The 14989-nt window shown below is 64.7% G+C and carries 19 protein-coding genes; 9 read left to right on the top strand and 10 right to left on the bottom strand.

Annotated elements, in window-relative coordinates; all coding sequences use genetic code 11:
• Positions 1–103 precede the first annotated feature (103 nt).
• The 5 genes from mutM to ACEQXE_RS12510 all read left to right on the top strand — a co-directional run bounded on the left by mutM (position 104) and on the right by ACEQXE_RS12510 (position 4519).
• The gene (gene mutM, locus ACEQXE_RS12530) at positions 104–919 is read left to right on the top strand and encodes a bifunctional DNA-formamidopyrimidine glycosylase/DNA-(apurinic or apyrimidinic site) lyase (RefSeq protein ID WP_370179764.1); all 816 of its coding nucleotides are present in this window, start codon (positions 104–106) and stop codon (positions 917–919) included.
• Between the two features lie 133 nt (positions 920–1052).
• A complete protein-coding gene (rpsT, locus tag ACEQXE_RS12525) occupies positions 1053–1313 on the top strand; it encodes a 30S ribosomal protein S20 (RefSeq protein WP_370179761.1) in 261 nt (86 codons plus the stop codon).
• 443 nt (positions 1314–1756) lie between these two features.
• A complete protein-coding gene (gene dnaA / locus ACEQXE_RS12520; protein ID WP_370179759.1) occupies positions 1757–3214 on the top strand; it encodes a chromosomal replication initiator protein DnaA in 1458 nt (485 codons plus the stop codon).
• A 100-nt stretch (positions 3215–3314) separates the two neighbouring features.
• Positions 3315–3749 (top strand): DUF983 domain-containing protein, encoded by a 435-nt coding sequence (locus tag ACEQXE_RS12515; RefSeq protein WP_370179756.1) that lies wholly within the window; start codon positions 3315–3317, stop codon positions 3747–3749.
• A complete protein-coding gene (locus ACEQXE_RS12510; RefSeq protein WP_370179755.1) occupies positions 3746–4519 on the top strand; it encodes a ThiF family adenylyltransferase in 774 nt (257 codons plus the stop codon). Before ACEQXE_RS12515 ends, ACEQXE_RS12510 begins: the two co-directional genes overlap by 4 nt.
• Here the strand turns inward: ACEQXE_RS12510 and ACEQXE_RS12505 are convergent.
• A complete protein-coding gene (locus ACEQXE_RS12505) occupies positions 4516–4854 on the bottom strand; it encodes a GFA family protein (protein WP_370179753.1) in 339 nt (112 codons plus the stop codon). The two genes, ACEQXE_RS12510 and ACEQXE_RS12505, sit on opposite strands and share 4 nt — an antisense overlap.
• On the bottom strand, positions 4851–5549 hold the full coding sequence (locus tag ACEQXE_RS12500) for an NAD-dependent deacylase (protein ID WP_370179751.1): 699 nt from the start codon (positions 5547–5549) through the stop codon (positions 4851–4853). The genes ACEQXE_RS12505 and ACEQXE_RS12500 overlap by 4 nt, the downstream gene beginning before the upstream one ends.
• A 34-nt stretch (positions 5550–5583) precedes the next feature.
• Between ACEQXE_RS12500 and dapB the strand changes: the two genes are divergently transcribed.
• From dapB to ACEQXE_RS12485, 3 genes are read left to right on the top strand one after another with little or no spacing between them, the layout of a single operon-like run.
• Positions 5584–6312 carry a 4-hydroxy-tetrahydrodipicolinate reductase gene (gene dapB / locus ACEQXE_RS12495; RefSeq protein ID WP_370179749.1) on the top strand — a complete coding sequence of 243 codons (729 nt, stop codon included), beginning with the start codon at positions 5584–5586 and terminating at the stop codon, positions 6310–6312.
• Positions 6309–7004 (top strand): endonuclease III, encoded by a 696-nt coding sequence (gene nth / locus ACEQXE_RS12490; RefSeq protein WP_370179747.1) that lies wholly within the window; start codon positions 6309–6311, stop codon positions 7002–7004. The genes dapB and nth overlap by 4 nt, the downstream gene beginning before the upstream one ends.
• A complete protein-coding gene (locus ACEQXE_RS12485) occupies positions 7001–7429 on the top strand; it encodes a hypothetical protein (RefSeq protein WP_370179745.1) in 429 nt (142 codons plus the stop codon). The genes nth and ACEQXE_RS12485 overlap by 4 nt, the downstream gene beginning before the upstream one ends.
• Positions 7430–7498: 69 nt before the next feature.
• Here the strand turns inward: ACEQXE_RS12485 and ACEQXE_RS12480 are convergent, their stop codons facing one another.
• The 3 genes from ACEQXE_RS12480 to dapE all read right to left on the bottom strand — a co-directional run bounded on the left by ACEQXE_RS12480 (position 7499) and on the right by dapE (position 10483).
• The gene (locus tag ACEQXE_RS12480; RefSeq protein ID WP_370179744.1) at positions 7499–8005 is read right to left on the bottom strand and encodes a nuclear transport factor 2 family protein; all 507 of its coding nucleotides are present in this window, start codon (positions 8003–8005) and stop codon (positions 7499–7501) included.
• 12 nt (positions 8006–8017) lie between these two features.
• On the bottom strand, positions 8018–9283 hold the full coding sequence (locus ACEQXE_RS12475; RefSeq protein WP_370179742.1) for a dicarboxylate/amino acid:cation symporter: 1266 nt from the start codon (positions 9281–9283) through the stop codon (positions 8018–8020).
• A gap of 66 nt (positions 9284–9349) precedes the next feature.
• Entirely contained in the window at positions 9350–10483 is a 1134-nt protein-coding gene (gene dapE, locus ACEQXE_RS12470) for a succinyl-diaminopimelate desuccinylase (protein ID WP_370179741.1), read from the bottom strand.
• A 29-nt stretch (positions 10484–10512) separates the two neighbouring features.
• On the opposite strand from dapE, the gene ACEQXE_RS12465 reads away from it, so the two are divergent.
• A complete protein-coding gene (locus tag ACEQXE_RS12465) occupies positions 10513–10980 on the top strand; it encodes a cupin domain-containing protein (RefSeq protein WP_370179739.1) in 468 nt (155 codons plus the stop codon).
• A gap of 123 nt (positions 10981–11103) precedes the next feature.
• On the opposite strand, the gene ACEQXE_RS12460 is transcribed toward ACEQXE_RS12465, so the two are convergent.
• From ACEQXE_RS12460 to rnpA, 5 genes are all read right to left on the bottom strand, one after another.
• The gene (locus ACEQXE_RS12460; RefSeq protein ID WP_370179737.1) at positions 11104–11784 is read right to left on the bottom strand and encodes a glutathione S-transferase family protein; all 681 of its coding nucleotides are present in this window, start codon (positions 11782–11784) and stop codon (positions 11104–11106) included.
• A gap of 86 nt (positions 11785–11870) precedes the next feature.
• Entirely contained in the window at positions 11871–12527 is a 657-nt protein-coding gene (gene yihA, locus ACEQXE_RS12455; protein WP_370179735.1) for a ribosome biogenesis GTP-binding protein YihA/YsxC, read from the bottom strand.
• Complete coding sequence (gene yidC, locus ACEQXE_RS12450; protein ID WP_370179733.1) at positions 12524–14275, bottom strand: membrane protein insertase YidC; 1752 nt, start codon at positions 14273–14275, stop codon at positions 12524–12526. The genes yihA and yidC overlap by 4 nt, the downstream gene beginning before the upstream one ends.
• Positions 14276–14336: 61 nt before the next feature.
• Positions 14337–14555 carry a membrane protein insertion efficiency factor YidD gene (gene yidD / locus ACEQXE_RS12445; RefSeq protein ID WP_370179731.1) on the bottom strand — a complete coding sequence of 73 codons (219 nt, stop codon included), beginning with the start codon at positions 14553–14555 and terminating at the stop codon, positions 14337–14339.
• Entirely contained in the window at positions 14552–14938 is a 387-nt protein-coding gene (gene rnpA, locus ACEQXE_RS12440) for a ribonuclease P protein component (RefSeq protein WP_370179729.1), read from the bottom strand. Before rnpA ends, yidD begins: the two co-directional genes overlap by 4 nt.
• Positions 14939–14989 lie beyond the last annotated feature (51 nt).

Genomic DNA, 14989 nt, shown 5'->3' with positions numbered 1-14989 from the left:
CCGATCTGTGGGGTTGGCCGGGCGGGGGTGTGGGCAGGGGCAGAACCGGCGGCCCAACCTCTCCTCAATCGACATGTCGCCTCCCGCCGGATAACGAGCACCAATGCCCGAACTTCCCGAGGTCGAGACCACCGTGCGCGGACTCGCTCTTCATCTCGAAAGCCGGATCATCACTTCGGTCCGCATCGCGCGGCCCGACATGCGCCGCCCCTTTCCCGACGGGCTCGGGCAGGCATTGGTCGGCGCGCGGGTGACAGGGCTCGGGCGGAGGGCCAAGTTCGGCCTGCTCCATACGGACCGCGACCAGACACTCATTTTCCATCTCGGCATGAGCGGGCGCTGGCGGATCGATCCCGAAACGCCGGACAAGCACGACCACCTGACGATCGAGACCGAAGCGAATCGATTCGCATTGAACGACCCGCGCCGATTCGGCTGGGTCGATCTGGTCGATACAGACGATCTCGATTCCTGGCCGAGTTTCGCGCAGATGGGGCCGGAGCCACTCGGGCCGGACCTGACGCCAGCTTTTCTCAAGGGAGCGCTCGCGGGCCGCAAACAGGCGATCAAGCTGCTGCTGCTCGACCAGCGGATCGTCGCTGGGCTTGGCAACATTTATGTCTGCGAGGCGCTGTGGCGCGCAGGGATCAGCCCGAAACGCGCAGGAGGACGAATTTCGCTCGCGTCGCTCGAACGGCTGGTTACCGCGATCCGCGAGGTGCTGACCGAGTCGATCCGCGATGGCGGGTCGAGCCTGCGCGACTATGCGCGCCCAGATGGGGAGCTCGGCTATTTCGCAACGCGCTTCCACGCCTATGGCCGGACGGGGGAGCAATGCCATCGCGACGACGGCGGCACGATCAGGCGATTCGAGCAGGGCGGGCGCAGCACATGGTATTGCCCGGTATGCCAGCGCTAGCGCATGTGCCAAATTCCTTGACGCAACACGCGCTGGCCCTTATGTGCGCCGCCTTCCGGCGAGAAATCGCCGCTCCCAGGATTAGCAACGAGACATGCGGCCGCGCACTTCGCGGCCCTGAACAAGGACGACAATGGCCAATACGCCGCAAGCCCGCAAACGCATCCGCCGCAACGCGCGCCGCGCCGAGATCAACGGTTCGCGCATGAGCCGCATCCGCACCTTCGTGAAGAAGGTCGAAGTCGCCATCGAAGGCGGTGACAAGGAAGCCGCCCAGAACGCGCTGCGCGACGCACAGCCTGAACTTGCCCGCGGGGTGGCTCGTGGAGTTCTCCACAAGAACACTGCTTCGCGCAAGATGAGCCGCCTTTCGAAGCGGGTCGCGGCTCTCTAGCCTCTTCCAGAACACGAAATTCGACTGAATTTCAGGGGTCGTCGCCATGTGCGACGGCCCCTTTTGCGTTGTCGTATAACTGACGCATTAGGCATGCGATTCGGCCAAGGGAATCCGCCGATTCGAGAGGTGTGGAAAAGGCAAGTTTCAATCTTTACAGATAGTTGAACGAACGCCTGCCGCTTGCATGCTGTCAAACGTTTTATTTCATTTCCGCTACGATTTCTCCCCTTGCCGACTCGGCCCGGGACCTGCTTATTAACCCTCATCGCCGGCTAGGGGACTCTCCCGGCGGGACAATCGAAGATGGCTTTGTGGGCCCTGCCTGAATCCGCTCGCGAATCACGCGATTGCGGCGACCGGCCCGCTGTACTCATCGATCGTAACAAGGGGTACTCCGGAGGCGACCCGCGCTTCCGGAAACGGAGGTGTATTAGCAGATCATGGCACGGATTTCGGACACGAATGGCCCGGCACGCAGGCGGGCCAAGGGCGAAGGCGAAGACGATATGGAGCGCGTGGCGCTGACCGCCGATTGGGACGATATCAGTACCGGGCTGCGAAAAGATCTTGGCCATCAGCTTCACAGCCAGTGGATCAAGCCGATCCAGCTGGGCGAGTTCGACTCCGAGACCGGCACGCTCGCGCTCTACCTGCCGTCCGAATTCGCAGCCGAGTGGGTCCGCAAGCATTTTGCCGATCGCCTTTCGCTGGCGTGGAAAATCGCCCGGTCGGAAATCAAGACCGTGTCGGTCGAAGTCCATCCGAGCCGCAAGCGGATGGCCGACCTGTCGCTGGGCGATTCGCGGCGTCCGGCCAATGACGGGCCGGACCTGCGCATTGTTTCGGATGGTGGCTTCGGCGATCCGGGCTTCAGCTCGGTCGGTCTCGATGCGAGCCTGACCTTCGCGGCCTTCGTGACCGGCGATGCCAATGTGCTGGCCCGCAACGCGGCGCAGCGCATGGCCGCGAACGACAAGCCGCAGTTCTCGCCGCTCTACATCAAGGCGGCGACCGGACAGGGCAAGACGCACCTGCTGCACGCGATCGGGCACCAGTTCCTTGCCGCGCATCCACGTGCGCGCATCTTCTACTGCTCGGCCGAACGTTTCATGATCGAGTTCGTCCAGGCGCTGAAGCAGAACCGGATGATCGAGTTCAAGACGCGCCTGCGCGGGTTCGACCTGCTGCTGGTGGACGATCTGCAGTTCATCATCGGCAAGGCGAGCGCGCAGGAAGAACTGCTCTACACGATCGATCACCTGCTGTCCGAGGGCAAGCGGCTGGTCTTCGCTGCCGACCGCGCGCCGCAGGCGCTCGACTCGGTCGAACCGCGCCTGCTCAGCCGCCTGTCGATGGGTCTGGTGGCGGACATCCAGCCCGCCGATATGGAGCTGCGCCGTTCGATCCTCGAATCGAAGCTGCAGCGGTTCGCACCGCTGAGCGTGCCCGACGATGTGGTCGATTTCCTCGCCCGCACGATCACCCGCAACGTGCGCGAACTGGTCGGCGGCCTCAACAAACTGATCGCCTATGCCCAGCTGACCGGCCAGCCGGTTTCGCTCCAGCTGGCGGAAGAGCAGCTGACCGACATCCTCTCGGCCAATCGCCGCCGGATCACGATCGACGAAATCCAGCGCACCGTGTGCCAGTTCTACCGCATCGACCGGAGCGAGATGAGCAGCAAGCGCCGCACGCGTGCGGTGGTTCGCCCCCGCCAGGTCGCGATGTACCTCTCCAAGGTGCTGACCCCGCGCAGCTACCCGGAAATCGGGCGCAAGTTCGGCGGGCGCGACCACTCGACAGTGATCCATGCGGTCAAGCTGATCGAGGATCTGCGCACCCGCGACGCGGACATGGATGGCGACGTGCGCAGCCTGCTGCGCCAGCTGGAAAGCTGACCAGGGCCACAGCCAACCGACATGTTGTGAACCGCTAGTCGACAGGCCGATCCACAGGTCTGTCGACAGGTGGTGCACGCCCTGCCAACAGGCTTGTCCCATGGTCGACACGCCTTTACCCCTGCCCCAGCCCGATCTCCCCGCTGCACTGGGCGAGGCGCTGCTGCGCGGACTGCGCGACACATGCCCGCGGTGCGGAGAGGCACGGTTGTTCCGCAAATGGCTTAAGCCGGTCGAGACTTGCGCGCATTGCGGGCAGGACTGGTCGATCCAGCAAGCCGACGATTTTCCCGCCTATATCGGCATCTTCGTCACCGGCCACCTGCTCGCGCCCATCGTGATCGCGATGATCGGCACCTACGCGCTGTCTGCCTGGCTGACGCTGGCGATCATCCTGCCGGTCGCGGTCGTCATGCTGCTCGCCATGCTCCAGCCAGTGAAAGGCGGGGTCATCGCGATTCTCTGGTGGTTTGGAATCGGCGCCTTCGTGCAGGAGCGCAAAACCGCTTCGCCAGAAGCTGGGGACACGCAATGACCCTCCCTTCCGAACGCCTCGAACGCTTTGCGCGCCATATCGTGCTGCCCGAGGTCGGCGGCGCAGGGCAGGCAGCGCTGGCGTGCAGGCATGTCGCGCTGGTGGGCCTGGGCGGGATCGGCAGCCCCGCGCTGCAATATCTCGCGGGTGCAGGCGTGGGCCGCTTTACACTGGTGGACTCGGGCGATGTCGAGCTGTCCAACCTCCAGCGCCAGACGATCTACACCACGCGCGATATCGGCCATGCCAAGGCGGTCGCCGCGCGCCGCTGGCTCGCGAATTTCGACGGGGCGATCAGTGCGGATGTCTATGACAACCGGATCGACAGCGCGAATACCGCAAAGCTGATCGAAGGGGCGGACCTCGTCCTCGACGGGACGGACAATTTCGCCACTCGGCTCGCGGTATCGGACGCCTGCGTTGCCTCGGGCATCCCATTGCTCTCGGCAGCCGTGGGCCGGTTCCAGGGCCAGGTCGGCGCCTTTGCGGGGCACTTGGCGGACCAGCCTTGCTATCGCTGCTACGTGGGCGATGCCTTCGATGCGGACGATTGCGACACCTGCGCAGAGGACGGCGTGCTGGGCGCCATGGTCGGCTGGGTCGGCAGCTTCGCCGCGATGCAAGCTGTGCGGGTGCTGCTGGCGGGGGTAAGCACCTTCGGCGATCCGCAATGGGGCACCCTGCACCTGCTCGATGGGCTGGGCGCGGGGATGCGATCCTTCACCATCGCGAAGGATCCGGCATGCACCGGGTGCGGAGGCGCGGCCTAGAAGCTGGCTCCATCGACGAACTTGCGCGGCAGGCTTTCCCACAGCGCGGGGTCGAACATGCGCAGGTTCACCCCCATCCGGTCGTATGCAGGATCGACGGCGGTCCAGTGTGTCGTGCAACCGCAAGTCCCACAGTGCCACGTCGTCAGCATGCGGTCGCCCTGCTGGTAGCCCTTGGGCTCTCCTTCCACGGTGACGCGCGAGGGCGAGGAATAGTGCCACAGCCCCGCCGTGCGGCGGCATATCGAGCAGTTGCATTCGCTGACCTCGGTCGGTTCGTCGCGCAATGTCAGGCGGATTGCCCCGCAATGGCAGCTTCCCTCGTGCGCGCTCATCCCACCATTTCCTCCACCCATGCAGGCACCAGCTCGCCGGCGCGGCCCTGCCGCGACTCGTCGAACCAGTGCGATCCTTCGCTGCGTTCGAGGTTGAGTTCCAGCGTGCGCGCGCCATGCGCCGCCGCCTCGTTCACGAAGCCCGCTGCGGGATAAACCGCCCCGCTGGTACCGATCGAGACAAACAGGTCCGCTTTGGCCAGCGCCGCAAAGATGCGGTCCATCTGGTACGGGACTTCGCCGAACCAGACCACGTCGGGGCGCAGCGCAGGGGCACCGCAGGCACTACACGGGGGCGCATCGCTCAAAGGCTCCTCCCACGGGAATCTCTGCCCGCACGCACCGCATAAGGCGCTGCGCAGTGCCCCGTGCATATGCAGCACGCTCGAAGCCCCGGCCCGCTCGTGCAGGTCGTCGACATTCTGGGTGACGAGCAGCAACTCGTGCGGCCACTCACGCTCCAGCCGCGCCAGCGCCTCGTGCGCGGCATTGGGCTCGACCGTGGCAAGCGCTGCACGACGCGCATCGTAGAAGCCCTGCACCAGCGCCGGGTTGCGCGCGAAAGCCTCTGGCGTGGCAACATCCTCCACCCGGTGCTTTTCCCACAGGCCCCCGGCATCCCGGAACGTGTCGATCCCGCTTTCTGCGGAAATCCCCGCCCCTGTCAGGATGACGATGCTGCGAATGTCTGCCATGGCACGCATCAAACACTGACGAGGCGCAAGAGCAATGGCGGCAATCGGAATTATCGGGCGCGACGGGCGCATGGGCCAGGCGATCGCTGCGGCCATCGAGGCGAGCGAGCACAGCCTCTCAGGCGGCGCCGACAAGGGAGAGGATGTTGCCGGGCTGGCCGACCGCAGCGATGTGCTGATCGATTTCTCCGCGCCCTCCGCCCTCCAGTCCAACCTGCATGCCGCCATCGGTGCGGGCGTGCCGCTGCTGATCGGCACGACCGGGCTGGAGGATAATCATCACCGCGCGATCGACGATGCGGCACGGGCCGTCCCGATCCTGCAAACGGGCAATACCTCGCTCGGCGTGACGATGCTTGCCAGGCTGGTGCGAGAGGCCGCGGGTGCGCTGGGCGATGGCTGGGATATCGAGATCGTCGAGATGCACCACCGGGCGAAGGTCGATGCGCCATCGGGCACGGCACTGCTGCTGGGCGAGGCCGCAGCGGCAGGCCGTGGGGTCGAACTTTCCGACCATAGCCAGCGCGGGCGTGATGGCGTCACCGGTGCGCGCGAGGATGGCACCATCGGCTTCGCAAGCCTGCGCGGCGGCACGGTTGCGGGTGAGCACAGCGTAATCCTTGCAGGCCAGAACGAGCGGCTGGTCCTGTCGCATATTGCCGAGGATCGGGCGCTGTTCGCACGCGGTGCCCTGACCGGAGCGGCATGGCTGATCGGCCGCGAACCGGGGCGCTATACGATGGAGAACGTGCTGGGCCTATGACCCGCGACCAGATTTTCGAATTCTTCCGCCGCCTCGCGGAAACCGATCCGGCGCCCGAGACCGAGCTGGAATATGGCAATCCCTACCAACTGCTGGTGGCGGTCACGCTGAGCGCTCAGGCAACCGATGTCGGTGTGAACAAGGCAACGCGGGCGCTGTTCGCGAAGGTAGAGACCCCGCAGCAGATGCTCGATCTGGGAGAGGATGGGCTGAAGGATCACATCAAGACCATCGGCCTTTTCAATTCCAAGGCGAAGAACGTGATCGCGATGGCGCGCCTGCTGGTCGACGAGCATGGCGGCGAGGTCCCTCAAACACGTGAAGAGCTGGTCACCCTGCCCGGTGTGGGGCGCAAGACGGCCAATGTCGTGCTCAACTGCGCCTTCGGGCAGGAGACCTTCGCGGTCGACACGCATATCTTCCGCGTCGGCAACCGTACGGGCCTTGCCAAGGGCAAGACGCCCGAAGCGGTCGAGGCCAAGCTGGAAAAGCGCGTCCCCACCCCCTTCCGGCTCCATGCGCATCACTGGCTGATCCTGCACGGCCGTTATGTCTGCAAGGCGCGTACACCCGAGTGCTGGCGCTGCGATCTCGTGGACCTGTGCAGTTTCCGCAAGAAGGTGCTAGAACCGCCGCGAAGTCGGCAGAAGTCTCAAGGCCTTGAGGCATCGACAAAGGAGAGCGGCACATGAAACTTGCAGCGACCATCCTGTGCGGGATCGCCCTCGCCTCCTGCGCACCCATCGGCGATACCGAGCCGACCATCGGCACGGTCAAGAACTCGACCGAAGTGCGCGTGGCAGGCGAAGCGCGCCGGTGCCTCACCATCGGCGCGATCAGCCGCACGCGCGTGCGCAACGATCAGATCATCGACTTCGAGACCCGCAACGGCGAAGTCTATCGCAACAGGCTCGACGTTAAGTGCTCCGGCCTCAACGAGTTCGAAGGGTTCGCCTACAACACCCCGATCGGACAGCTGTGCGACGGCGAATCGATCATCGCGCTGGAAAGCGACGGCATCAACACCATGCGCGGGCCGAGCTGCCGCGTCGGGCCGTTCGTGCCGATCGAATATGTCGAGCATGTGGGCGACGCCCCGCCGATTATGGGCGAGTAATCGCACTGCGCGGACCGGCCTTTCAGTCGATCCGCGTGCGTTTCGACCATCCACCCTTGGGGGACGTCATTACTCGTCCAGCGTGCCCGCAAGCCGACGCCACTGAAACGTATCGGTATATTGCTGGAATGCCACGATCCGGTCGCCATCGATCGTGAAAACATGCACGAACTGGGCATTCAGAGGCTCGCCGCTTTCCCTGTGCGTGCCGGTATAGCGCCCTTCCGCCACCACGCGATTGCCTTGCACAGTGTAGCGTTCGGGCGTGGCCCTGAAGTCCGCATAGGCTGCACCGATCGGCCCGAACACGCCCGCCGCAACGCCCGCGACACCAATGTGGGGATTGGTTGCCTCGTATGGCCCGCCTTCGGCCTCGACCCATTCGACATCGTCGCCCAGCAGCGCGCCTATCGTCGCCATGTCGCCTTGCGCGAACGCATCGTATAATTTCTGGGCAGTCGCCTGCGGGCCCGTAATCTCGGCGCTATCGCCGGCAAGCGACGCGGCGGGTAGAGTGCCCGTCATCCCGATTGCCAGAACACCTAACGCCAGCAGGATTGCTGCTTTCCTCATCATTACTCCCCCTCATCAAACATCGTCCGCGCTGGCCAGTTCGGCCTTGTCGATCTCGCCCAGCATGGTCGCAGTCGCCACGGTCACCGTCGCATCGCCGGTGACGTTGGTGGCGGTGCGCATCATGTCCATGATCCGGTCGACGCCCGCGACGAAGGCGATGGTTTCCAGCGGCACGCCCACGGCGGTAAAGATCGCGCCCATCATCACCAGCCCGCCGCCCGGAATGCCCGCCGCGCCGATCGATCCGACCGTCGCCAGCAGGGCGATCATGCCGTAGTCGCCCCAGCTCAGGTCGACCCCGAAAATCTGCGCGCCGAACAGGGTCGCCAGCCCCAGGTACATCGCGGTGCCGTCCATGTTGATGGTCGAGCCGAGCGAGACGATGAAGCTGGAGGTCGGGCGGCTGACGCCCAGGTTGCGCTGGGTACAGCGCAAGGTCACGGGCAGCGTCGCGCTGGAGCTGGCGGTGGAATAGGCCACCGCTATCGCGTCGATCATTCCGCGGAAGAAGCCGATCACCGACACGCGCGAGAGCAGCAGTATAAAGATATACATCACGAAGATTATGAGCAGGCAGCCGCCATAGTTGAGCGCCACCAGCTTGCCGAGCGCGGCCACCGCATCGAGGCCGAGCGTGCCGACCACCCACGCGATCAGCGCGAAGACACCAAACGGGGTCAGCTCCATCACCACCATCGTGATTTTCTGGAAGATCACCGCCCCCGCATCGAAGGCGCGCGCCACTGCGGAAACCGCGCCGTGGGTGGGCCCGTCCTTGTCCTCCTCCCGCTTGGCGAGCAGGATGCCGATACCGACCAGCAGCGAAAACACGATCAGCGGCAGCACGTTGACGTCTGCCATCACCTTCACCGGGCTGACAGGGATCATCGACCGCAGCATTTCGCGCCATTCGAAAGGCGCGGGATCGGGCACGGGCCCCATGTCGATGCCCGATGTATCGAGGCCGACACCGGGCATGAAGAAGGTGCCCAACCCCAACCCAAGCCACACGGCGGCCTGCCCTGTGACGACAAACAGCAGAATCGCCCGCCAGCCGACGCTGCCCAGCTTGCCAAGGTCGCCTATCGCAGCGACGCCCGCCACCACGCTGAGGAAGATCAGCGGGACAATCAGCATCTTGATGAAATCGATGAAGACATCGCCGACGATCTTGATGCTTTCCGCGCCCGGGCCCCAGAAATACCCAGCGACCGCGCCAAGGATCAGTGCGAGCAGTACCCGCGCCCATAGCGGCGTCGCGAACCAGGCCTTGAACATGAACTTCCCCTCGAATTCCTCGCCCCCTTGTGCCGGGACGCGAAGAGCGCGGCAAGAGAGCTTCTATCAGCCGTCCAGAGCCGCCCGTGCGATCCGCGCGTAGATGCGCGCCAGCACGGCCAGGTCGTCCACCGCCACCGCTTCATCGGTCTTGTGCATGGTCGCGTTGACGAGGCCGAACTCGATCACCGGGCACAGGCTGCGCAGGAACCGCGCATCCGACGTGCCGCCCGTGGTCGATGCTTCGGGAACGATGCCGGTCTCCGCCTCCACCGCTGCCGCGATCATCGCAGAGAATTCGCCCGGCGGGGTGAGGAAGGGTTCGCCGGATATGACGGGTCGCACATCGACCTGGTGTCGCGCGCAGATCGCGGTGACCTTATCGCTCAGCGAAGCGCCCGAATGCAGGTCGTTGAAGCGGATGGAAAGGCGCGCGCGCGCCTCGCCCGGGATCACGTTGTGCGCCGGGTTGCCGACTTCGATATCGGTGATCTCCAGATTGCTCGGCTGGAACCAGTCGGTCCCTTCGTCGAGCACCAATGCATCCAGCTCTGCCATCGCCGCGACCAGCCGCGGGATCGGGGTGTCGGCGAGATGCGGATAGGCGACGTGGCCCTGTGTGTCCTTCGCGGTGAGCCACATGTTGACCGATCCCCTGCGACCGATCTTCATCATGTCGCCCAGCCGGTTCACGCTGGTCGGCTCGCCCACGAGGCACAGGTCGGGTGCATGCCCCGCTTCCCGCATGTAATCGATAAGCGCGCGCGTGCCGTGTAACGCAGGGCCTTCCTCGTCGCCGGTGATGATGAAGCTGATCGTCCCGGCCTCGGCAGGCACATCGGCAACGGCGGCGACCATGCAGGCGATCGCGCCTTTCATGTCGACCGCGCCGCGCCCGTAGAGCAGGTCGCCCCGCTCCTCCGGTGCGAAGGCCCCGCTCCTCCAGCCATCACCCGGGGGGACGACATCGAGATGGCCTGCGAACGCGAAATGTTTCGGCCCTGCGCCAGCGCGAATTGCAAACAGGTTCTCGACCGGCGCCTCGTCCGATCCCGCAGGCCCGTCGCCGCGCGTGAAGCGGTGCACGCTGAACCCCAGCGGTTCGAGCATCGCCTGCATTTCGTCGAACACCGCCCCGGTCGCCGGGGTAACGCTGGGCGCGGCCATCAGCCGCTTGGCGAGATCGAGCGCATCGGTCATGAATGCCGCGCTAGCAGGAGTGTTCGCCAATGCCCAAGCTCGATCTCGATGCGATCCCCCGGACCAACGCGACCGGCTATCCCGCACCGTTCGATGCCGAAGTGGAAGGGCGCTGGTATCGCCGCCTCGCGCCTGTCTCCGGTCTCACCCGCATGGGGGCGAGCCATGTGGTGCTGAAACCCGGTGCGTGGTCGAGCCAGCGCCATTGGCATCGCGAGGAAGACGAACTCGTCGTGATGCTGTCGGGCGAGGCGGTGCTTGTCGAGGACGAGGGGGAAAGCGTGGTGCGCGCGGGAGACGTGCTTGCATGGGCCGCGGGGCAGGAGAATGGCCACCACCTGCAGAACCGCAGCGATGCCGACTGCGTATTCGTGGCGATCAGCGCGGGATCGAAGGCCGACGATTCGGGCGAATATCCCGATATCGACATGGTGTTCGATGCCGATGGCTATGCGCACAAGGACGGGTCGCGCTATCCGGCGAAGCGCACGCCCTGATCGTTTGAGGTCAGACCTCCCACCCCGCCTCCCCACCCGGTCACCAAGGGTACAACCATCATATGGTGGCCGGGTGGGAGGCGGGGTGGAAAGGGCCAGTTCGCGGTAGCGAACCGCAGCCAATTACGCGGCAGGCACGCTCTCGTACTGCTCGATCACCCACTGCTCGTCTTCGGCGGCGTTGATCCACTGCTGCAGCCAGTCGTGCGTCCATACGGCCTGCATGTAGCTTTCCGCGAAGCCAGGCACGCCAAAGCCATAAGTGATGAAACGGCTGACCACGGGCGCGTAGAAGATATCCGCCGCGCCGAAGGTGCCGAACAGGAACGGTCCGCCGCTGCCAAAGCGCGCGCGGGCCTCTGCCCACAGGCCGAGGATACGTACGACATCCTGACGAGTGGCTTCGGAAATCTTCACGTTCTCGTGCCGCACGCGGATGTTCATCGGGCATTCGCGGCGCAGCGACATGTAGGAAGAGTGCATTTCGGCAACCATCGCACGCGCCATCGCCCGTGCACTCTCGTCCTTGGGCCAGAACCGGTCGCGCCCAACCTTGTCGGCGAGGTATTCGAGGATGGCGAGCGAATCCCACACCACGGCTTCGCCATCCTTATTGGTGTCCCACAGGATCGGGACCTTGCCCGATGACGGCGTCAGGTCGCCTTCGCCCTTCTTCAACGCGTCCCAGTCCTCGCCGAACAGCGGCACCAGGATTTCCTCGAAAGACAGGCCCGACTGCTTGCACGCAAGCCAGCCGCGCAGCGACCAGCTGGAATAGTTCTTGTTGCCGATGATCAGTTTCATGTCGTGCCGGGCCGCGCCTTCCTGTCTTAAGGCCATGCGCCTAAAGCGCCTGCCCCACGCTGTCGAGCGCGAGGGCGCGAGAGAGGTTAGGGCGTGAGCGCGTCGGCGACCACGGCTGCGCGCAACGCGGCGATGCCCTGTCCCTTTTCGGCACTGGTCAGGTGGATTTCCGGAAAAGCCGCCGGATGCTTCTTCGCCTCCGCCGCGACTTTCTCGTGCGTTTCCGCCAGCGCGCTGGCCTTGATCTTGTCGCTCTTGGTCAGGACGATGCGATAACCCACCGCCGCCTCGTCCAGCATCTTCATCATCGCCCGGTCGCTATCCTTCAGCCCGTGCCGGCTGTCGACCAGCACCAGTGCACGCGCCAGCACGGGTCGCCCGCGCAGGTAGGTGCGCACCAGCCCCTGCCATTTCTCGACGACAGCTTTGGGGGCCTTGGCAAAGCCGTAGCCCGGCATGTCGACCAGCCGGAACTGCGTCGGCTCGCCCACTTCGAAGATGTTGAGCTCCTGCGTGCGCCCAGGCGTGACCGAGGCACGCGCGATACCCTTGCGCATCGTCAGCGCGTTCAGCAGCGAGCTCTTGCCCACATTGGACCGGCCCGCGAGCGAAATCTCGGGCACGGTCGGATCCGGCAGGAACTTGAGCTGCGGCGCACTCAGCAGGAATTCGACCCGGCCGGAAACGAGGCGCGCGGCGGCGACCTCTTCCGGCGTCTGCGGGCCGTGGGCGTTCGCGCTCACGCCTTCGAACTTTCGGCCTTGGCCTTCTCCGCCTTTTCCTTCTCCGCCGCTGCCTTGAGCTGCGGATGCTTGGAGTAGAGGTACTTCTGCTGCGCCAGCGTGAGCAGGTTGGACGTGTTCCAGTACAGCAGCAGTCCGGCGGCAAACGGCGCCATCACGAACATCAGCACCCACGGCATGATGTTGAAGATCTGCTGCTGCATCGGGTCCATCGCACTCGGGTTGAGCTTGAAGGTCAACCACATGGTGAAGCCGAGCAGCAGGGCGAGCGGGCCCAGCGCAAGGAAGCCCGGCACTTCGTAGGGCAGCATGCCGAACAGGTTGAGGATGTGTGCCGGATCGGGCGCGGAAAGATCGGTGATCCACAGCGCGAAGGGCTGGTGACGCATTTCGATCGCAAGGATCAGCACCTTGTAGAGCGCGAAGAAGACCGGGATCTGCAGCAGCATGGGCAGGCACCCGGCAACCGGATTGACGCCCTTCTCCTTGAACAGCTTCTGCATTTCCTGCTGCTGCTGGACCTTGTCGTCCTTGTACTTCTCCTGCAGCTTTTTCATGTCCGGCTGGATCGCCTTCATGCTCGCCATGCTGGCAAAGCCGCGCTGCGCGATCGGGAACATCAGGCCGCGCACGATGCAGGTGAGCAGGATGATCGCGACGCCGAAATTGCCGACCAGGCCGAACAGCGTGCGCAGCAGCCACAGGATCGGCTTTTCGAACCACCGGAACCAGCCCCAGTCGATCGCAAGGCCGAACTGCGCGATGCCTGCATCCTGATACAGGTCGAGGACCTGGCTTTCCTTGGCGCCCGCGAACAGCTGCGACGTGCGGCTGATCTGGCGGCCTGGGCGCAGGGTGGACGGATCGTAGATCAGGTCTGCACGGAACAGGTCATTGCCGAGCGAGCGGAAGCCGGTGTCCGCTGCCGCGCCGCCCTGCGGGACCAGCGCACCCAGCCAGTAGACGTCGGTGAAACCCAGCCACGCGGGGTTGGCACCGCCCGAAGCCACCTTGTCGTCCACCAGATCGTCGTAATCCGGCCCATAGTCGACCGAACCGTCGAACGATCCAATCGGCCCGGAGTGAGAGATCCATGTGCTGGGGCTTGCCGTGGTGTTGGTGCGGGTGATCGTCGCGAAGGGAGAAACCACCACCGGGCCGTCTCCGGTATTGGCGACGGTCTGTTCGGCAGTGATCATGTAATTGTCGTCGATCGAAAGGCGGATGCGGAACCGCTGCCCATCGGCATTGTCCCACCGCAAATCGACCGGCGAACCGGGCGAGAGCGTGTCGCCGCTCGCCTGCCAGACCGTTTTCGAATCTGGCACCTGCGTGCCATTCCCGACAAAACCGAATTGCGCGAAATACTGGATCGGTGTGCCGGCTGGCGCGAACAGCTGCACCGGGCCGCTATCCTTGTCGACGGTGGCGCGGTGATCCTTCAGCTCGATATCGTCGATCCGCGCACCCACCAGGTTGATCGAACCTTCGACACGCGGTGCGTCGATCCGCACGCGCTGCGGTGCCGCCAGCGCCTCTTCTAGGTTGACTGCCTGCTGTTCGACATTGGGGGCTTCACCGGCTTCCTCGGCGATTTCAGCCGCGCGGCGCTGCTCGGGCGTGGTCGCGCGCTCCACCTGCTCGGTTTCCGGCGGAGCCGGGTAGAAATAGCTGATCGCGGCTTCGTAGCCGAGGATCATGATGCCGCACAGCACCACGGCGAAGATGAGATTGCGCTGGTTGTCCAAGAAACTGCAGTCCTGCTAGAAAATCTAATGGCGATACAATGATAAGGCTCTGAAAACGGGCCTATGGCACCGGATCATGGCCGCAGCCGCCCCACGGATGGCAGCGCATTATACGCTTGAAGGCCAGCCATCCACCCTTGATTGGCCCATACTTGTCGATCGCCTCTATGGCGTATTGCGAACAGCTGGGCTGGAACCGGCAGCTTGGCGGCAGAATCGCACTCGGGCCCAGCTGCCAGCCGCGGATCAGCACGATCATCGCCCGCCTGACCGGCTTCATGACCTGCGCCTCCTGCGGGGTGGGCGCCCCCGCTGCCCCTTGCCTTGCGCCGCACGGCCAAGTGCCTGTGCCAACTCTTCGGAAAGCCTGGAGAAATCCCGCTCTATCCCGCCATCGCGCCCAATCAGGACATGATCGTGATCGGGCAGGCCCGCGTCGGGAAGATGCGCCCACAACAATTCGCGAAAACGCCGCTTCATGCGATTGCGCACCACCGCATTGCCCACCTTCTTGGTCACGGTGATGCCATAGCGCACACCGCGCCCGGAATTGGGATGCACCAGCAATACGAAACCCGGCATCGGCACCCGCAGCCCGCGATTCGCGGCGAGGAAGTCGCTGCGCGCAGTCATCGCGTTGCTGGCGGTTACCGGCTTTTGCATGGGTTCAGGATACGCGAACGGGCTCCCGAATGGGAGCCCGCAAGGTCGATC

Source organism: Alteriqipengyuania sp., from assembly GCF_964222115.1.
Taxonomy (GTDB): domain Bacteria; phylum Pseudomonadota; class Alphaproteobacteria; order Sphingomonadales; family Sphingomonadaceae; genus Alteriqipengyuania.
This window is presented reverse-complemented; position numbering and strand designations above follow the sequence as displayed.